Source organism: Cellulomonas olei, assembly GCF_039548315.1.
GTDB lineage: Bacteria > Actinomycetota > Actinomycetes > Actinomycetales > Cellulomonadaceae > Cellulomonas.
Genome location: NZ_JBCLVN010000027.1, coordinates 38175 through 56155 on the forward strand (window position 1 = coordinate 38175; position 17981 = coordinate 56155).

General features: G+C 76.7%; 20 protein-coding genes. 7 read left to right on the forward strand and 13 right to left on the reverse strand.

What is annotated here, in order from left to right:
- The 4 genes from AAHH18_RS09950 to AAHH18_RS09965 form a co-directional block, all read right to left on the reverse strand.
- Positions 1-1680 (reverse strand): glycoside hydrolase family 13 protein, encoded by a 1680-nt coding sequence (locus AAHH18_RS09950; protein WP_343301492.1) that lies wholly within the window; start codon positions 1678-1680, stop codon positions 1-3.
- Positions 1681-2068: 388 nt separating this feature from the next.
- Entirely contained in the window at positions 2069-3079 is a 1011-nt protein-coding gene (locus AAHH18_RS09955; RefSeq protein ID WP_343301493.1) for a LacI family DNA-binding transcriptional regulator, read from the reverse strand.
- A gap of 67 nt (positions 3080-3146) precedes the next feature.
- Positions 3147-3638: a flavodoxin domain-containing protein gene (locus AAHH18_RS09960; RefSeq protein WP_343301494.1), complete on the reverse strand. Its 492-nt coding sequence runs from the start codon at positions 3636-3638 to the stop codon at positions 3147-3149.
- Between the two features lie 169 nt (positions 3639-3807).
- Positions 3808-4332 carry a MarR family winged helix-turn-helix transcriptional regulator gene (locus AAHH18_RS09965; RefSeq protein ID WP_343301495.1) on the reverse strand — a complete coding sequence of 175 codons (525 nt, stop codon included), beginning with the start codon at positions 4330-4332 and terminating at the stop codon, positions 3808-3810.
- A 167-nt stretch (positions 4333-4499) separates the two neighbouring features.
- Between AAHH18_RS09965 and AAHH18_RS09970 the strand changes: the two genes are divergently transcribed.
- From AAHH18_RS09970 to AAHH18_RS09980, 3 genes are read left to right on the forward strand one after another with little or no spacing between them, the layout of a single operon-like run.
- Positions 4500-5063, forward strand: a complete 564-nt coding sequence (locus AAHH18_RS09970) for an NYN domain-containing protein (RefSeq protein WP_283319661.1) — start codon at positions 4500-4502, stop codon at positions 5061-5063.
- 57 nt (positions 5064-5120) lie between these two features.
- Positions 5121-5711: a DUF1697 domain-containing protein gene (locus tag AAHH18_RS09975; protein ID WP_343301496.1), complete on the forward strand. Its 591-nt coding sequence runs from the start codon at positions 5121-5123 to the stop codon at positions 5709-5711.
- 36 nt (positions 5712-5747) lie between these two features.
- Entirely contained in the window at positions 5748-6194 is a 447-nt protein-coding gene (locus tag AAHH18_RS09980) for an HIT family protein (RefSeq protein WP_343301497.1), read from the forward strand.
- A 40-nt stretch (positions 6195-6234) separates the two neighbouring features.
- Here the strand turns inward: AAHH18_RS09980 and AAHH18_RS09985 are convergent, their stop codons facing one another.
- Positions 6235-7059, reverse strand: a complete 825-nt coding sequence (locus tag AAHH18_RS09985) for an SDR family NAD(P)-dependent oxidoreductase (protein WP_343301498.1) — start codon at positions 7057-7059, stop codon at positions 6235-6237.
- A 126-nt stretch (positions 7060-7185) separates the two neighbouring features.
- Here AAHH18_RS09985 and nhaA point away from each other — a divergent pair, with 126 nt between their 5' ends.
- Complete coding sequence (gene nhaA, locus AAHH18_RS09990) at positions 7186-8574, forward strand: Na+/H+ antiporter NhaA (RefSeq protein ID WP_343301499.1); 1389 nt, start codon at positions 7186-7188, stop codon at positions 8572-8574.
- 16 nt (positions 8575-8590) lie between these two features.
- Here nhaA and AAHH18_RS09995 read toward each other — a convergent pair whose 3' ends face one another.
- From AAHH18_RS09995 to AAHH18_RS10010, 4 genes are read right to left on the reverse strand one after another with little or no spacing between them, the layout of a single operon-like run.
- Positions 8591-9100, reverse strand: coding sequence for a DsbA family protein (locus AAHH18_RS09995; protein ID WP_343301500.1), 510 nt, complete (start codon positions 9098-9100; stop codon positions 8591-8593).
- A 17-nt stretch (positions 9101-9117) separates the two neighbouring features.
- A complete protein-coding gene (locus tag AAHH18_RS10000) occupies positions 9118-10149 on the reverse strand; it encodes an NAD-dependent epimerase/dehydratase family protein (RefSeq protein WP_343301501.1) in 1032 nt (343 codons plus the stop codon).
- Positions 10146-10682 carry a hypothetical protein gene (locus tag AAHH18_RS10005; protein ID WP_343301502.1) on the reverse strand — a complete coding sequence of 179 codons (537 nt, stop codon included), beginning with the start codon at positions 10680-10682 and terminating at the stop codon, positions 10146-10148. Before AAHH18_RS10005 ends, AAHH18_RS10000 begins: the two co-directional genes overlap by 4 nt.
- Positions 10679-10870: a hypothetical protein gene (locus AAHH18_RS10010; protein WP_343301503.1), complete on the reverse strand. Its 192-nt coding sequence runs from the start codon at positions 10868-10870 to the stop codon at positions 10679-10681. Before AAHH18_RS10010 ends, AAHH18_RS10005 begins: the two co-directional genes overlap by 4 nt.
- 185 nt (positions 10871-11055) lie before the next feature.
- Between AAHH18_RS10010 and mqo the strand changes: the two genes are divergently transcribed.
- Complete coding sequence (gene mqo / locus AAHH18_RS10015; RefSeq protein WP_459349112.1) at positions 11056-12666, forward strand: malate dehydrogenase (quinone); 1611 nt, start codon at positions 11056-11058, stop codon at positions 12664-12666.
- Between the two features lie 201 nt (positions 12667-12867).
- Here the strand turns inward: mqo and adhP are convergent, their stop codons facing one another.
- The gene (gene adhP / locus AAHH18_RS10020) at positions 12868-13887 is read right to left on the reverse strand and encodes an alcohol dehydrogenase AdhP (RefSeq protein WP_343301537.1); all 1020 of its coding nucleotides are present in this window, start codon (positions 13885-13887) and stop codon (positions 12868-12870) included.
- Between the two features lie 177 nt (positions 13888-14064).
- On the opposite strand from adhP, the gene AAHH18_RS10025 reads away from it, so the two are divergent.
- Together AAHH18_RS10025 and AAHH18_RS10030 are read left to right on the forward strand one after the other, a co-directional pair.
- Positions 14065-14793, forward strand: a complete 729-nt coding sequence (locus AAHH18_RS10025; RefSeq protein ID WP_343301505.1) for a histidine phosphatase family protein — start codon at positions 14065-14067, stop codon at positions 14791-14793.
- Entirely contained in the window at positions 14786-15658 is an 873-nt protein-coding gene (locus tag AAHH18_RS10030) for an NAD(P)H-hydrate dehydratase (RefSeq protein ID WP_343301506.1), read from the forward strand. Before AAHH18_RS10025 ends, AAHH18_RS10030 begins: the two co-directional genes overlap by 8 nt.
- Before the next feature lie 12 nt (positions 15659-15670).
- On the opposite strand, the gene AAHH18_RS10035 is transcribed toward AAHH18_RS10030, so the two are convergent.
- From AAHH18_RS10035 to AAHH18_RS10045, 3 genes are read right to left on the reverse strand one after another with little or no spacing between them, the layout of a single operon-like run.
- Entirely contained in the window at positions 15671-16885 is a 1215-nt protein-coding gene (locus AAHH18_RS10035) for a CU044_5270 family protein (protein ID WP_343301507.1), read from the reverse strand.
- Positions 16882-17553 carry an RNA polymerase sigma factor gene (locus AAHH18_RS10040; protein WP_343301508.1) on the reverse strand — a complete coding sequence of 224 codons (672 nt, stop codon included), beginning with the start codon at positions 17551-17553 and terminating at the stop codon, positions 16882-16884. The genes AAHH18_RS10035 and AAHH18_RS10040 overlap by 4 nt, the downstream gene beginning before the upstream one ends.
- A gap of 19 nt (positions 17554-17572) precedes the next feature.
- A complete protein-coding gene (locus AAHH18_RS10045; protein WP_343301509.1) occupies positions 17573-17959 on the reverse strand; it encodes a peptidase inhibitor family I36 protein in 387 nt (128 codons plus the stop codon).
- Between the last annotated feature and the right edge of the window lie 22 nt (positions 17960-17981).

The following is a 17981-nucleotide window of genomic DNA, read 5'->3' on the forward strand; positions in this document are numbered from 1 at the left end:
TCAGGACGCGGCGCGGAGCCACACGGCGGTGTCGGGCGGCAGCGCGGCGCCGTCCGCGTCGTCCGCCACGCCCGCCGCGCCCGCGCTCCCCGTGCCGTCGGACGCGAGCAGCACGCCCGCGTGCTCGGGCAGCGGGACGGGGCGGTCGGACAGGTTGACGACGCAGAGCACGTCGCCGCGGCTGAAGGCCAGCACGTCCGGGCCGGCGTCCAGCCACCGCAGCTCCCCGTCGCCCAGGCAGGGCTCGGCCCGCCGGAGCGCGAGGGCCGCGCGGTACAGCGCGAGCATCGACGCCGGGTCGGCCTGCTGGGCCTCGACGGTGAGCGCGGCCCACGACTCCGGCTGCGGCAGCCAGGGCTGGCCCGTCCCGGGACCGAAGCCGAACGGCGGCCGGTCGCCGGACCAGGGCAGCGGGACCCGGCAGCCGTCCCGCCCGGGGTCGACGCCGCCGGAGCGCTCGTGCATGGGGTCCTGCACCACCTCCGGCGGCAGGTCCTCGACCTCGGGCAGCCCGAGCTCGTCGCCCTGGTAGACGTACAGCGACCCGGGCAGCGCGGCGGTGAGCAGCGCGGCGGCGCGTGCCCGCCGGGTGCCGAGCGCGAGGTCGGTCGGGGTGCCGGCCCGCTTGGTGGCGAAGCTGAACGCCGAGTCCGCGCGCCCGTACCGGGTCACGGGGCGCGTGACGTCGTGGTTCGAGAGCACCCAGGTGGCCGGCGCGCCGACCTCCCGGTGCGCGGCGAGCGTCCTGTCGACCGACGCCCGCAGCGCCGCGGCGTCCCACGGCTGGGTCATGACGTCGAAGTTGAAGGCGGTGTGCATCTCGTCGGGGCGCAGGTACGCCGCGAACCGGGCCGTGTCCTCCAGCCAGACCTCGCCCACCAGCACGCGGGTGCCGGCGTAGGAGTCGGCGACCTTCCGCCACGCCCGGTAGACGTCGTGCAGCTCGTCGCGGTCGACGTGGGGGTGGGCGCCCGGGGCGGGCACCGACCCCGCCGGCGGCAGCTCCGGCAGCGCGGGGTCCTTCACCAGCAGCGCCGCGGAGTCGATGCGGATGCCGGCGACGCCGCGGTCGAACCAGAACCGCAGCACGTCCTCGTGCTCCGCCCAGACGTCGGGGTGCGTCCAGTTGAGGTCCGGCTGCTGGGGCGCGAACAGGTGCAGGTACCACTCCCCCGGCGCGCCGTCGGGGTCGGTGGTCCGCGTCCACGTCGACCCGCCGAAGCTCGACACCCAGTGCGTCGGGATCCCGTCGCCGTCGGCGCCCGTCCCGGGCCGGAACCAGAACCGCTCCCGCTCGGGCGAACCCGGGCCCGCGGCCAGCGCGGCACGGAACCACGGGTGCTGGTCCGAGACGTGGTTCGGGACCACGTCGACGATCGTGCGGATGCCGAGCGCGAGCGCGTCCGCGATCAGCGCCTCGGCCTCCTCGAGGGTGCCGAAGGCCGGGTCGATCGCCCGGTAGTCCGCGACGTCGTACCCGCCGTCGGCCAGCGGCGACACGTACCAGGGCGTGAACCACATCGCGTCGACCCCGAGGTCCGCCAGGTACGGCAGCCGGCTGCGGACGCCCGCCAGGTCCCCGGTGCCGTCCCCGTCGCCGTCCGCGAAGGAGCGCGGGTAGACCTCGTAGATCACCGCGTCGCGCCACCAGGTCGGGTCGTCGGTCGGGGGGTGCACCACGTCGTGCCTCGTTCTCGCCGGCCGCGGGGTCGAGCTGCGGCATCTCCGTCCGCGACCGTCGTCGGCCGCGCAGCAGGGACACTAAATCCTGCAACGTGTTGCGCGCAAGAACTCGACAGGAGCGTTATCAAAACGCGACCGTCGTCCGGGTGTCGGCGCTCCGGGGTGCGACGAGCGCGGCGCGGCCGGCACGGACGGCGCGCGGGAGGCGCGCGGGAGGCGCGACGACGGAACCCGCCCCGCGCAGGGCGGGGCAGGTGCGGGACCGAGCGCGGGCGGGGCGGAGACCCGGGCAGCCCGGCGCGGAGACCCGGGCAGCCCGGCGCGGACGGCGCAGGGGCCGGCACGGACGGCGCAGGCCGCCCGGGCGCCCCGGCGCCGCCTCCGCTCAGGCCCCGGCTGCCGGCCCCGTGCTGCCGCGGACCACCAGCTCCGGCTCGAACAGCAGCTCGTCCGTCGACACGGGGTGCCCGCCGATCTGCCCGACGAGCAGGTCGATCGCGGCGCGCCCCATGGGCTCGATCGGCTGCCGCACGGTGGTGAGCGGCGGCTCGGTGCAGTTCATGAACAGCGAGTCGTCGTACCCCACCACGGACACGTCGTCCGGGACGCGCCGTCCCGCACGGCGGGCGGCGCGGATGGCCCCGAGCGCGAGCGGGTCGGAGGCGCACACCAGCCCGGTCACGCCCTGGCGCAGCAGCCGGGTCGCCGCCGCCTGCCCGGCCTCCAGGGAGTACGCGCTGCGGGCCACGACGTCGTCGTCGAGCGCCAGCCCGAGCCGCTCGGCCGCGGCGCGCGCGGCGTGTAGCTTGCGCTCGGACGGCACGTGGTCGACGGGGCCGAGCACCAGGCCGATGCGGGTGTGGCCGAGGGACGCGAGGTGGCCGACGGCCTGCTCGACCGCCACCTCGTCGTCGCAGGACACGCGCGGGAAGGGCAGCTCCTCGATGGCCGCGTTGATGAGCACGACGGGGAGCCCGCGGTCGACGAGCAGGCCGTAGTGGTCGTGGTCGGCGCCGCGCTGCGCGAAGTTGCCGCCGGCGAACACGATGCCCGACACCTGCTGCGCGAGCAGCAGGTCGACGTAGTCGGCCTCGGACACCCCGCCCGCCGTCTGCGTGCACAGCACGGGCGTGTAGCCCTGCTGCGCGAGCGCGCCGCCGACGACCTCGGCGAACGCGGGGAAGATCGGGTTCTGCAGCTCGGGCAGCACGAGGCCCACCAGCCGGGCGCGCTCGCCGCGGAGCTTCGTCGGCCGCTCGTACCCGAGCACGTCGAGGGCGGTGAGCACGGCCTGGCGCGTCTGCTCGGAGACCCCCGTGCGGCCGTTGAGCACGCGGCTCACCGTCGCCTCAGACACCCCGACCTTCTGCGCGACCTCCGCCAGCCTGCCAGCCATGAGCGCAAGTCTACGACGTGATCACGCAAGCCGCTTGCGCGACGTGCGAGCCCCGGGCGGGGCCGCGTCAGGCCGTCGCCGCCGGGGCGAGCGTGCGCAGGTGCTCGGCGAGCTGCCCGGCCCAGGCGCGCACCGCGTCGAAGTCCCGGTGGTCGCCCTCCTTCGCACGCGCACCGGCGATGAGGGCGCGCTCGGCGAACGCCAGCTCGCTGCGCAGCAGCCGGCCCGCGAACGCGCGGTGGCCGAGCGCCCCGATGTTCTGCATGAGCGCCAGCAGCTCGTGCGGGCTGTTGGCGGACGCCGCCGGCTGCGTGGCGAGTCCCGACGAGAACACCCACACCACCCGGTGCCGGAGGTCCGGGGCGAACCGGGACCCGAACTCGCGGGCGGCCGGGAGCCAGTGCGCGGTGTAGACGGCCGAGCCGAGCACGACGGCGTCGTACGGCGTCACGTCCGTGACCTCGTCCGGTGCCACCTCGTCGACGGAGTGCCCGTCGGCCCGCAGCACGTCCGCGACCGCCGAGCCGATCTCCGCGGTGGCGCCGTGACGCGAGGCCACCGTCACCAGGATCCTCATCGCTCTGCCCTCCACGGCTGCTCGTCCGGCGAATCGACGCGGGACCCCCGGCCCGTGCCCCTGATCGCCTGATCCATCGTCGGCGGCGCCTGCGCGGAAGTCGTGGGCCGGAGGTCCCCCCGGCCGCACCTCACGGGTGTGACCAGCGTCATCACCGGGCGGCGGGCGCCGGCGGCGTCCCGCGGTCCAGGTCCGCGATGCCCGCCTGAGCGCCCCGCAGCGCCCCGGCGACCCGGGTCAGCTCCGCGAGGTCCTCCGCCGGGAGGGCGCCGCCGACGTAGTGCGCGATGGCCTGCACGTGCCGCCGGCCGACCTCGCGCTGCAGCGCCGCACCGGCGTCGGTCAGGGCCACGACCACGCCGCGGCCGTCCCCGGGGGCGGGCGTCCGACGCACCCACCCGGCGTCCTCCAGGCGCTCGACCATGCGGCTGAGGCTCGGCTGGCTGAGCAGGCTCGACTCGCCCAGGTCGCGCAGGCGCAGGCCGTCCGGCGCGGTGCTCAGCGTGAACAGCACGTCGTACTCGCGCAGCGAGATGCGGTCCCAGATGGGGTCGCGCTGCAGCCGGCGCATGATCGCCACCTGCGCGCGGAACAGCTCCTCCCACGCGGTCGCGGCCGCCCGCACGTCCGCCCCGACCCTCGGGTCCGTTCCGGCCCGCTCCGCCTGCTCGATCACGCGCGCTCCCCGCTCGGTCCATGCGTCTGCATACACCTGCCCAACCGCGCGGCGCCCGCCCCTGTTCCCGCCCTGAGCCGGGCGCGGGCGTCCGGTCGCGCCCGGCCGCGCTGCACGTCCGGGGACCGGGCGGGCGGGGGGCGGAGGGGCGCGGCTACGCTGACGGGATGCAGAACGACGGGGTGCGCTCGACGTACGTGCTGGTCGACGGCGAGAACATCGACGCGACGCTCGGGTCGTCGATCCTCAACGGGCGCCCGACGCCGGAGCAGCGCCCGCGGTGGGAGCGCGTGCTGGACTTCGCGGAGCGCACCTGGGGACGCCCGACCAAGGGGCTGTTCTTCCTCAACGCCACCAGCGGCACGCTGCCCATGTCGTTCGTGCAGGCGCTGCTGGCCATCGGCTACCAGCCCATCCCGCTGGCCGGCGAGGGCAAGGTCGTCGACATCGGCATCAAGCGGACGCTCGAGGCGCTCGCCGGCCGTGACGGCGACGTGATGCTGGCGTCGCACGACGGCGACTTCGCCCCGGAGGTCGAGGCGCTGCTCGGCACCGACCGGCGCGTCGGGCTGCTGGCGTTCCGGGAGTTCACGAGCACGTCCCTGGCGCACCTGGCCGACCGCGGGCTCGAGGCGTTCGACCTGGAGTCGGACGTCAAGGCGTTCAACGTGACGCTGCCGCGTCTGCGGATCATCCCGCTCGACGAGTTCGACCCGCTGCGCTACCTCTGAGCCGCCGCTGCCCGGACCCCGCGGGGCGACCCGCCGGCCCCGACCGAGGAGGACCCCGTGGCCCCGACCCGGACCGCCGCGCACGACCGGCCCGTCCCCGACGGCGAGCGCGTCCTGGTGCTGCTGCGCGCCGTCAACGTCGGCGGGGCGTCGGCGCTGCCCATGGCGGACCTCCGCGACGCGGCGACGTCCCTGGGCCACACCGACGTCGCCACGCACCTCGCGACCGGCAACCTCCTCCTCGTGCCCGCGCCCGGCTCCCCCGCGACGACGGGCGCGCTGGCGGAGCGGCTCGCGGCGGACCTCGCCGACCGGCTGGGGCGGCCGCTCGCGCTGACCGTGCGCACCCGGGAGCAGGTCGACGCGGTCGTCGCGGGCAACCCGTTCGCGGAGGCCGCCGCGACCGACCCGTCGCACCTGGTGGTCGTGTTCCTCGACGGACCGGCCCCCGCGGACGGGCCCGCGGACCTCGCGCGGTACGGCCGCGAGCGCGCGACCTGGAGCGGGACCGAGGGCTACGTGCACTACCCCGACGGGATCGGGCGCTCGAAGGTCACCGCGGCGGTGCTCGACCGGCTCGCAGGCCGCTCGGGGACCGCGCGCAACTGGCGCACGGTGCTGGCGCTGCGGGACCGGCTCGCGGGCTGACCCCGCGGCGGCCCGCCCGTCGGTACCGTGGGCGGCATGACGACGCTGTTCACCCGCATCATCGACGGCGAGCTCCCGGGCCGGTTCGTGTGGGCCGACGACCGCGCGGTGGCGTTCGCGACGATCGCCCCCATCTCCGACGGGCACGTGCTGGTGGTCCCCCGCGAGGAGGTCGCCCAGCTCACCGACGCCGACGACGACCTGCTGGCCCACCTGGTGCGCGTCGCGAAGACCGTCGGGCGGGCGCAGCAGGCCGCGTGGGACGCCCCGCGTGCGGCGCTGCTGGTCGCCGGGTTCGAGGTGCCGCACCTGCACCTGCACGTGCTGCCGGCCTGGGGCGAGGCCGAGCTGAGCTTCTCGGCCGCGCGGCACGACGTGCCGGGCGACGAGCTCGACGCGGCCGCCGAGCGGCTGCGGGACGCGCTGCGGGCGGCGGGGCACGGGGCGCACGTGCCGCCGACGCTCACCTCCGCCGCGCTCTGACCCCGGGTTCAGCCCCGCGGCGACCGGGACGCTGGCTGCCCTACGCCACCGGGTCGTCCGGGCCGTAGGGCACGAGCCGCAGCGTCCGGGCGTCGGCCTCCACCACCCGGGCGGCGACCTCCCGGAGCGACTCCTCCGTGTCCGTCCCCGCGCGCACGAACCGCCCCGACAGCGCGTCGAGCCGCCCGGACCCGAACGCGTCCACGAGCACGACGGTGTCCTCCACCGGCGTCCACTGCGTGCGGTCGTCGTGCAGCGGCATCCCCCGGGTCATGTCGGTGACGACGACGCCGGGAGCGACGTCCAGCACCCGCACGCCGCGGTCCGCGTACTGCCGGTCGATCATCGTGGTGAGCCGGGCCAGCGCGCCCTTGCTGATGCCGTAGCCGGTGTAGACCGGCGACGGGCGGTGCCCCGACCCGGAGTTGATGTTGACGACGTACCCGGCGCCGCGCGCGAGCATCCCCGGCAGCACGGCGTGGCTGAGCAGCAGCGGGCCGCGCACGTTGGTCTCGATCACGCGCCACACGTCGTCCGGGTCGTCGCGGACCAGGTCGACCTCCTGGCGCTCGATCACGCCGGCGTTGTTGACGAGCAGCCCCACCCCGCCCTGCGCCGCGAACGCCGCCTCGACGCGGGCGACGGCCGCCTCCACCGCCGCGCGGTCCACGACGTCGACGACCTCCGTCACGACGTGGGCGCCGGGCCGGGCGGCAGCCGCCTCCGCCGCGACGGCCGCCAGCGGCCCGGGGCTGCGGCCGAGCAGCGCCACGTCCCAGCCGGCCCGCACCAGCCCGAGGGCGAGGCCGCGGCCGATCCCCCGTCCGGCTCCGGTCACGACAGCAGTGCGCGGGGTGGTCGTCATGCCCTCATCGTCGCGCACCGGCACGTCCCTCGGCATACTGGCGCCACCCGCGACGTTCGGGACGAGAGCGCCGGGCCCGCGGACGGCCCGCACCCCCGCCCGACCACCGACCGCTGGGAGCCGCCCGTGGCCACCGACGCCATCGACCCCGCCCGCTCCGTCCCGGGACCCCCGCTGCGCCTGCGGCTGCCGTCCGTCAGCCCCTCCGTGCGGGACTTCCTGGCCACCGAGGCGGGCAGCGCGGTGTTCCTGCTCGGGGCGACCGTCGTGGCGCTCGTGTGGGCGAACTCCCCGCTGGCGGGGGCGTACGAGGCGCTGTGGTCGACCTCGGCCGGGTTCCACGTCGGCGGGGTCGGCCTGGACCTCGACCTGCACCACTGGGTGAACGACGCGGCGATGGCGGTGTTCTTCTGCGTCGTGGGCCTGGAGATCAACCGCGAGGTCACCAGCGGCGAGCTGCGCGACCGGCGCACGGTGGCGGTCCCGGCGCTCGGGGCGCTCGGCGGCCTGGCGGTCCCCGCGCTGATCTACCTGCTGTTCAACGCCGGGACGGAGGCCGCCCACGGCTGGGGCGTCGTGATGTCGACGGACACCGCGTTCCTGGTCGGCATCCTCGCGCTGTTCGGGCCCGCGTGCCCGGACCGGCTGCGGCTGTTCCTGCTCACGCTGGCCATCGTCGACGACATCGGCGCGATCACCGTGATGGCGGTGTTCTACAACGACGGGGTCGACATGGCGGCGCTGGGCGTCGCCGGGGCCCTGGTGGTGGCGCTGCTCGCGCTGCGGTGGCTGCGGGTGTGGCGTCTCGCGCCGTACGCGGTGGTCGGCGTCGCCCTGTGGCTCGCGGTCAACGCGTCCGGGGTGCACGCGACGCTCGCCGGGGTGCTGGTCGGGCTGCTGCTGCCGTCGCGGGCGATGCCGCGCGCCCACGTCGAGCAGGTGCCGCAGTGGGCCGACGGGCTGGTGGCGGACACCACCGCGGACCGCGAGCACCTCACGGAGCTCGCCGCGCGGGCGGCGGTGCCGGCGAGCGAGCGGCTGCAGCGCGTGCTCCACCCGTGGTCGGCGTTCGTGGTCGTGCCGGTGTTCGGGCTCGCGAACGCCGGCGTGCGCCTGGACTCCGAGGCGCTGCGGGCCGCCGCCACGTCGCCGGTCACGATCGGCGTCGCCGTCGCGCTCGTCGCCGGCAACACGCTCGGCATCACGGGGGCCGCGACGCTCGCGATCCGGACCGGCCTGGGACGGCTGCCGGGGCGGGTGCGCTGGGGCCACCTGGTGGGGGGCGCCGTGCTCGCGGGCATCGGCTTCACCATCTCGCTGTTCATCGCGGAGCTCGCGTTCGAGGGCGAGCTCCGGGAGCAGGCGAAGATCGGCATCCTCGCGGGCTCGCTCGTGGCGGCCGTGCTCGGGACGGTGCTGCTGCGGATCCTCGGGGACCGGCTGCCGCTGTGCTCCCCCGACGACGACCCGCCGCCGGCGCTGCCGCCGCGGCCGTGGGGGCCGGGCACGGCCTGACCGCACCGCGGGTCGCTCAGCCCCGGCCGGGCGCCGCGGCGGCGACGGCCGCGCGCAGCGCGTCGAGGTCCAGCCGCCCGCGGTACTGCTCGTCCTGCACGAACAGCGTCGGGGTGCCCCGCACGCCGAGCCCGAGCCCGGTCACGTAGTCGGCCTCCACCAGGTCCGCGAACCGCTGCGCGCCCGGCCCGGCGACGGCGTCGGGGTCCAGGCCGAGCCGGGCCCCCACGGCGCGCAGGTCCGGCTCCGCGAGCCGGTCCTGCTGCGCGAACAGCGCCCGCTGCATCTCCCAGAACAGGCCGTGCTCCGCGGCGGCCTCGGCGGCGAGCGCCGCGGCCAGCGCGTGCGGGTGCACCTGGAACAGCGGGAAGTGCCGCCACACCAGGCGCACACCGCCGTCGGACTCCTCCACGAGGCGGCGCAGGACCGGTTCGGCCTGCCGGCAGTACGGGCACTCGAGGTCGCCGTACTCGGTGATGGTCACCGGGGCGGCAGGGTCACCGAGGACGAGGCGCGCGTCGGACATGCGATCAGCATCGCCGATCAGCGCGGCCGCATCGGCGGGCTCGCCGTCCCGGCGCCGCGCACGATGCCCGCGACCAGCTGCCGCATCGCCTGCACGCCCGGGTACCGGGGCCGGAAGCCGAGCTCCCGCTCGGCGCGCGAGGTGTCCATGACCGGCGCCGACGCGCCCATGTCGAACCACCCGGGGCCCACCGGGACCACGCGCGCGTGCCAGCCGGCCGACATCGCCGCGCGCACCGGGGCGTGCGGGACCTCCCGCCAGCGGCCGCGGCTCACGACCTCCGCGACGTCGGCGGCCCGGATCACGCCGGGGCCCGCGACGTTGAACGGCCCCGCCGCCTGCCGCACGACCGCCTCGCGGAACGCGTCCGCCAGGTCGTCGGCGTGCACGGCCTGCAGCCGGAACCCGGCGGGCCACGGCAGCACCGGCAGCCGGTTGCCCAGCAGCCACCCCGGCACGAACGGGCCGAGGAAGTACCGCTGGATCTCGTGCCCGGCGGCGTGCTGGAACACCAGCGCCGGACGCAGGCGCGCGATCGTCAGCGCGGGGTGGCGCAGCTCGGCCTCGTCGAGGAGCCGCTCGACGGCGACCTTGTCCACGCTGTAGTCGGACGACCGCACCCCTGAGGTGTCCCAGCTCTCGTCGCGTGGTTCGTCGCCGTACGACGGCGAGTACGCCCCGACGGACGACGCGACGACGAGGTGCGGCACCCGCGCCTCGACGACCGCGGCGACCACCCGGCGCATGCCGTCGACGTTGACGCGGCGCAGGGCGTCGCGGTCGTGGCTGGGCTGGATGAGCCAGGCCAGGTTCACGACGGCGTCCGCGCCCGCGAACAGGGCGGCCAGCCGGCGCACGACGGGCGCGTCCGGTCCGCGGGCGCCGACGTCCGCCGCCGACCACTCCACCGTGTCGTACGGGGCCGGCGGGGGACCCTGCGGGACGCGTCGCACCACGCCGGCGACGGACGTCACCGTCTCGTCGTCGCGCAGGCGCCGCAGCAGCGCCGTGCCGACGTTGCCGCTGGCGCCGACCACGACGACCCTCACCGGTCGCCGCCGTCCCGGCCGCCACCCGGCTCGGCCTCGCGGGTGAACGCCTGCTCCCGCGCGACCGCCCCGAGCCGCGTGAGCGTCTGCGCCTGCTCGTCGGCCTGCGCGAGCAGCCGCGCGAGCTGCTCGCGTGCCAGCCCCAGCTCGTCGGCCCACGCGTCGAGCGTCTCCCAGAGGCCCCGCTTGCCGACGACGGCGGCCCGCATCAGGTCGAGCTCGATCACGGCCGACAGCGGCGACGGCGTCGTGAGCCGACCGTTCGGCTTCAGGCGGCCGGCCCGCTCCGCCACCGCCACGCCGAGGCGCTTGAGCGCGCTGGGACGCGCGTCCAGGCGGTACGCCGTCTCGCGCAGCCACTCGCGCTCGTCGACGACCTCGCGGGCGATGCGCGCGAGCTCCGGCCCGAGCGGCGTCCGCGCGTAGGCGTCGGCCATGCGGACGAACCGCGCGCTGCCGCCGGTGGCCCCCGCGAGGTGGTCCCCGAGGTAGGTCTGCAGCAGCGAACGGTCGAGCCGGCGCGCGGGGCTCACGGGATGTCCGCGTCGCCGTCGACCGCGTCGCCGCGGGGGTTCAGGTTGGCCGGCTCGGCGTCCGTGTCGACGTCGGCGCCGGCGTCACCGGCGGCCTGCGCGCCCTCGCGCGGGTTGAGCATGGCCGGGTCGGAGTCCGGGTCCTCGGCGGGGTCGTAGCCGGTGCCGGTGGTGTCGTCGGTGCTCATCTGCCCACGGTCGCACCGGGGACCCCCGCCCGCACGTCGTGGGGCCGGCCACCGCCACCCGGGACCTGCGTCCCTGGTGTCCGCGGGCCGGGGATGGTGCGCGCGGCCCGCCGCGCGGCGGATAGCATCGAGCGGTGTCCTCGAGTGCTGAGCCGGTCGACGTCGTCCTGGTCGGTGGCGGCATCATGTCCGCCACCCTCGCCGCGCTGCTCTCGGAGCTCGAGCCCTCGTGGCGCATCGAGGTCGTCGAGCGGCTCGACGGGATCGCGCTGGAGAGCACCGACGCCTGGAACAACGCGGGCACGGGTCACGCCGCGCTCTGCGAGCTGAACTACACGCCCGAGCGGCCCGACGGCAGCATCGACATCGCCAAGGCCGTCACGATCAACGAGCAGTTCCAGCTCTCCACCGAGCTCTGGGACCACCTGCGCGAGGCGGGGATGCTGCCCGACGACGGGTACCGCTCGCCGGTCCCGCACCTGACGTTCGTGCGCGGCGAGGACGACGTCGACTACCTGCGTCGGCGGCACGCCGCCCTCACCGCCCACCCGCGGTTCGCCCACCTCGAGTACACCGAGGACCCGGAGACGATCGCGCAGTGGGCGCCGCTCGTCATGGAGGGCCGCCACCCCGGGGAGCCCGTCGCGGCCACGCGGGCGTCCGACGGCCTCGACGTGGACTACGGCGCGCTGGCGCGGCACCTCGTGGACGCCGTCGTCGCCCGGGGCGCGCACGTCCGCCTGCAGCACGAGGTCCGCCGGATCCGCCGGCGGCGTGACGGCGGCTGGCGCCTGCACCTGGTGGACCGCTCGTGGAACGCCAGCCCGCGGCGCACCACGCTGGACGCCCGGTTCGTGTTCATCGGCGCCGGCGGCGGGGCGCTGCGGCTGCTGCAGTCGTCCGGGATCGACGAGATCCGGGGCTACGGCGGCTTCCCGATCAGCGGGCAGTTCCTGCGCACCACCGACCCCGCGCTCGTCGGGCAGCACCGCGCGAAGGTCTACGGCAAGGCCGCCGTCGGCTCGCCGCCGATGTCGGTGCCGCACCTCGACACGCGGGTGGTCGGCGGCTCCCCCGCCCTGCTGTTCGGGCCGTACGCGGGCTGGAGCATGAAGTTCCTCAAGCAGGGGTCGTGGACCGACCTGCTGCGCACCGTCCGACCGGGGAACCTCGTGCCGCTGGTCGCGGTCGCGCTGCACAACCTCGACCTGCTGAAGTACCTCGTCACGGAGGTCCTCGCCACGCGCGGCGCCCGGATGCGCACCCTGCGGGCCTTCATGCCGACGGCGCGCGACTCGAGCTGGGAGCTCATCACGGCCGGCCAGCGCGTGCAGGTCATCAAGCGGGGCCGCGGCGGCGGCGTCCTGGAGTTCGGGACCGAGCTGGTCACCGCGGCCGACGGCTCCATCGCGGGGCTGCTCGGAGCCTCCCCCGGGGCGTCCACCGCGGCGTCCGCGATGCTCGACCTGCTGCACCGCTGCTTCCCGCAGCGCTACGCCGCCTGGGAGCCCGAGCTGGAGCGCATGATGCCGAGCCTCGCGCAGGACGGCCCGGCCGCCACGGACGCGGGCGCGGCGCACGCGGACCCGGACCTGGAGACCGACGACCCGACGGAGCCCGGCGCGGCCGCCCCGGCGGACGCGGCGGATGCTGCGGGCACGGCGGACGCGAACCCGGCGGGCGCGACCCCGGGCGGGCCGGACGAGGCCGCGGACGCAGCCCCCCGGGCCCGCACGACCGGTCGCCGCCCCGCGCGGCCGACGCTCCCGCGCCGCCGGGACACCCCCGTCGCCTGACCGCCCTCGCCGTCGCCGGCGCCCCTGACGGACGGGTGACCCTGGACAGACAGGTGGCCCGGCCGAGCCGCCCCCTGCGGGCTCGGACGGGCCACCTCACGTCCGACCGGTGCCCTCCACACCGTCCGGCCGTACACCCGTGAGATCCGCAGGGGGACTCGATCTGTCACACGCGAGACGTGTGACGTGCGTCACATGTTGTCAGAGACCCATGTCGAGGACGACACGACCGTCGATCGTCCCGGTCTCCATCCGCGAGAAGACGTCGTTGACGGCGTCCAGCGGTCGCAGCTCGTACTTGGTGTGCACGACGCCGCGAGCGAAGAAGTCGATCGCCTCGATCATGTCCAGCCGGGTGCCGACGATCGAGCCGCGCACCGTGAGCCCGCGCAGGACGGTGTCGAAGATCGACAGCGGGAACGTCCCCGGCGGCAGGCCGACCAGCGACACCGTCCCGCCCCGGCGCAGCATCGACAGCGCCTGCGGGAACGTCGACTCGCTCACCGCGGTGACGAGTGCGGCGTGCGCCCCGCCGACCAGGTCGTGCACGGCCTCGCCCGGGTCGCCGTCGCGGTAGTTCACGACCAGCTCGGCGCCGTACTCGAGCGCCGAGGCGCGCTTGCTCTCGGAGCCCGTCACGGCCACGACCCGGTAGCCCATGGCCGCGGCGTACTGGATCGCCATGTGGCCCAGCCCGCCGATGCCCGACACGACCACCCAGTCGCCCGGGTGGGCGTCGGCCACCTTGAGGCCCTTGTAGACCGTGACGCCGGCGCACAGCACGGCCGTGAGGCCGGCCGCGTCCACGCCCTCCGGGATGCGCGGGGCGTAGCGGGAGTCGACCAGCATGTACTCGGCGAACGACCCGTCCACGGAGTAGCCGGAGTTCTGCTGCCGGGTGCACAGCGTCTCCCAGCCGCGCAGGCAGTCCCGGCAGGTGCCGCACGCGGTGGCGAGCCAGGCGTTGCCCAACCGGTCGCCGACCTGCACGTCGTGCACCTCCGAGCCGACGGCGACCACGCGGCCGACACCCTCGTGGCCCGGCACGAACGGCGGCGTCGGCTTCACCGGCCAGTCGCCGTGCGCCGCGTGCAGGTCGGTGTGGCACACGCCGGAGTAGTCGACCTGGACCAGGGCCTCGTGCGGTCCGGGGACCGGGATGGGGCGCTCCTCCACGACGAGGGGGGCTCCGAGTTCGCGGACGACGGCGGCCTTCATCATCTCGGGCACGGCAGATCTCCTTCGACACTGCGCGTCGCGCAGGAGCGCGGACTTTGTGAACGCTGTCACGAGCAACGTAGCCCCGGGGTGTGTCCCACGTCACGGGACCTCCGGCCCACCGGGAGCGCCGTCCGACCTGCGGATGCGCCCCCGCTGCGGGCCTGACACCGTGGGGGCATGACCGCCAGGCTGCTGCTCGTCCGGCACGGGGAGAGCGAGGGGAACGTCGCCGCGACGCGCGCCGAGCGCGCCGGCGACGAGACCGTCGGCGTGACCACCCGCGACGCCGACACCCCGCTGTCCGCGACCGGCGAGGAGCAGGCGCGCGCGCTCGGCGAGCACCTCGCGACGCTGCCCCCGCGCCGCGCTCCGCAGGCGCTGTGGTGCTCGCCCTACGTGCGGGCGCGGCGCACCGCGGAGCTGGCGGTCGCCGGCGCGGGGCTCGCCCTGCGCCCGGTGGTCGACGAGCGGCTCCGCGACCGGGAGCTCGGCATCCTCGACGGGCTCACCAGCCACGGGGTGGAGGTCCGGTTCCCCGACGAGGCGGCCCGCCGCGACCGCCTCGGCAAGCTGTACTACCGGCCCCCGGGCGGCGAGTCGTGGGCGGACGTCGCGCTCCGGCTCCGGTCGCTGCTGGCGGACCTGGTGCGCGCCGAGTCCGGCACCGACCGCACCGTGCTCGTGGTGTGCCACGACGCCGTGATCTGGCTGCTGCGCTACGTGGCGGAGGGCCTGACCGAGGAGGAGCTCATGGCCGAGGTCGCCGAGCACAGCGTGCGCAACGCCTCGCTGACGGAGCTGACCCGCGCGGACGGCCGGTGGCGCGTCGAGACGTTCGACGACGTGACGCACCTGGCCGCGCAGGGCGAGCCCGTGACCGAGCACCCGGGGCAGGGCGATGACTGACGCGCCCGCCCTCACCCCGAACCTGCTGCGCGGCTGGCCGCTGCCCGCGCGCGACGGGGCGAAGGACGACCGCGGCGGCGTCCTCGTCGTGGGCGGCGCGCGCCGCACCCCCGGCGCGGCGGCGCTGACGGGGCTCACGGCGCTCCGGATCGGCGCGGGCCGGCTGACGCTGGCCGTCGCGGGGTCCGTCGCGACGGCCCTCGCGGTGGCGACGCCGGAGTCCGGCGTGCTCGCGCTGCCCGAGGACGCCGACGGCTCCCCGACCGGCGAGCTGCCGCCGCACCTCGCCGACGAGCTCGGCCGGGCGGACGCCGTCGTCGTCGGCCCGGGGCTGGACGAGCCCGAGGGCAGCGCCCGGCTGGTCCGCGGTGTGCTCGCCGCGCTCGGGGACGCCGACGACGCCCCCGCCGTCCTGCTCGACGCCTTCGCGCTCGGCGTGCTGCCCGGGATGGCGGACGACGTGCGGCTGCCGCCCGGCCGCGTGGTGCTCACACCGAACCTCGCCGAGGCCGCGCGCCTGCTCGACGGCGACGACCCCGCCCCGGAGGAGGCCGCCGCGCGGGTGGCGGCGCGCTGGGGTGCCGTCGTCACCTGCGCCGGGCGGGTGGCCCACCCCGACGGGCGGGTGTGGGCCTCGGCCACCGGCTACGCCGGGCTGGGCACCTCGGGCAGCGGCGACGTGCTGGCGGGGGCCGTCGCGGGCCTCCTGGCCGGGGGCTGCCCGCCCGAGCAGGCCGCGTGCTGGGGCACGGCGGTGCACGGCGCCGCCGGGGACCGCCTCGCCGCGCGGGTGGGCCCGCTGGGCTACCTGGCCCGCGAGCTCGCCGACGAGGTGCCCGCCGTGCTGGTGGAGCTGCGGCCCTGACTCAGCGCTGACTCAGCGCCGCGCCGCCGGGCCGCCGACCTCCCCGACGAAGTCCGACGTCACGACGTAGCGGAACTGCGTGACGGTGGGCTCGGTGAACCCGAGGAGCTGCGAGGACAGCACGACCTCCTCGAGCCCCGAGAGCCGCCCCGTCGCGCGATCCACGAGCAGCACGCGCACGGTGGGGTCCAGGTCGGTCGGCGCGCCCGGCACCGACACCGCCACGGCGCGACGGCCCGTGCGGTCCACGACCTCGCCGGCCAGGGTCACCCCCGGCTCGTCCGCGAGCGCCTCCCACATCGCCGCCTCGACGTCGGACGGCAGCACGTACCGCGCGGAGAGGTCGGTGACGGCGCGGTAGAGGCACCACGCCCCGGCGTCCGCCGGCGCGTCGGTCCCGCAGCCGGTGGCGGCGAGCGGCGCACGCAGCTGCGCGCGGAGCGTGTCCGGGTCGAGCGAGAGCTCCGCGACCAGGTCGGGGTCGACGGTGCCGGCGCTCAACCTGTCCACGGCCGCCTCGGAGGGGCTGGTGTCGACCGCCCCGAGCCGCCCGCCCGCGTCGAGGTGTGTCCCGCGCCACTCCGCCGAGACGAGCGACCCGTCCGGCCCCAGCCACGACTCGACCACCGTCGGGTCGACCGTGGAGTCCGATGTGCCGTCCCACTGCGCGTTCGTGCTCAGCAGCCACGACTGCGAGAGCGTGCGCTGCACCTGCCCGCGCGGCGCGGGGTCCACCTGGGCGTCGGCGACCGCCGCGAGCTCCAGCAGGGTGTCCCGCGCGGACCCGCCCGCGCCGTGCGCCAGGTCGTCGGGGTCCAGCGGGTACGCCAGCATCGGCGGCGAGCCGGTGGCGACCGCCGGGGCGGGGTCGCGCAGGTCCGACAGGCCGATGCCCGCCGCGACCGCGACGGCCGCCGCCGCACCCGTGGCGGCGAGCCACCACGGCCGCACCCGCCGGCGGCGCAGCGGCACCACGGGGGCGGGCTCGCCGTCGGCACCCGTGCCCGTCGACCCGGGGGCCGGGGCTGCGGCCTCGTCCTCGGTGCCCGCGCCCGCGCCCGCGCCCGCGGCGAGGATCCGGGCGATCGCCGCGTCGTCGTCGGCGGGGTCCCGGCGGTCGGAGGGGTCCGTGCCGTCGACCACGGCGTCCAGGCCCTGCGCGTGCAGGGCGGCGCGCAGGGCGGCCACCTCGGCGAGGGCGGCCTTCCGGTCGTCGTCGGTGCTCATCGGCCTCTCCTCTCCTGGTCGGCGCGGCCCGGTGACACGGTGCCGGCGGTGCGGGTCGTGCGGTCGGTCGTCGTGCGGTCGGTCGTCGTGAGGTCGGCGGTGCCGAGGCCGGCGCCGTCGGGGTCGTCGGCCGCGAGCACCGCGCCCAGCCGGGCGCGCGCCCGGGACAGCCGCGAGGTGAGCGCGGTGACCGAGCAGCCGAGCACCTCGGCGGCCTCGGTCGGCGTCAGCCCCGCCCAGACGGTCAGGGCCATCGCCTCGCCCTCGGCGGGCGGGAGGGCGGCGAGCAGCCGGCGAGCGCGGTCCGCGGCCGCGAGGGCGTCGGCCGGGTCGCCGGGCGCCGGGCGGGTGGGCTCCAGGGCTGCGACCCGGGAGAGCGTCGCGAGCCCGCGGCCGTGCTGCTCCCGCACGTGCAGGATCTTGTGCCGCGCGACGCCGAACACCCAGGGACGGAGCTGCTCGGGGTCCCGGGGCGCCTCGCGCCAGCGGCGCCAGACCACCAGGAAGGTCTCGGAGACGACGTCCTCGGCCAGACCGTCCGGCACCTGGCGCCGGGCGTACCCGCGGACCTGCGGCGCGAGCACCCGGTAGGCAGCGGCGAAGGCCGCGGCGTCGTCGTCCCCTGCCGCGTCGGCTGGCCCAGCCCCCTCGTCGCCGCCCGTCCCCACGCCACCTTCAGATCGCTCGCTAACACGTCGTGGCTGTCATGGTACGGATCGAGGCGCTGCCCACCGAGACGGAGCCGTTCTGCTGGCCGTTGTTCCAGCAGCGGATGGTGCCGGAGCCGCCGGTGCCCGAGTACATGCGGACGTCGACCCCCATGCGGTTCCAGACGGAGCCGGCGACGCCGACGGTGGTGTCCTGCAGGCCGACGGAGGCCGTGGACCAGAAGGTCCCGCTGTAGTTCGTCCCGGACCAGACGCAGAAGCGGCCGCTCGCGCACTGGCTGCTGGACAGCGGCTCGACGGGACCGTCCTCGTCGGCCTGGGCGACGGGCGCGAGGGCGGTCAGGCCGAGTGCGAGGGCGGCGACCGCGGCGAAGCGGGCGCGACGGTTCCGGCGGGAGGTCTCCATGACCTGCACATCCCGCGCAGAC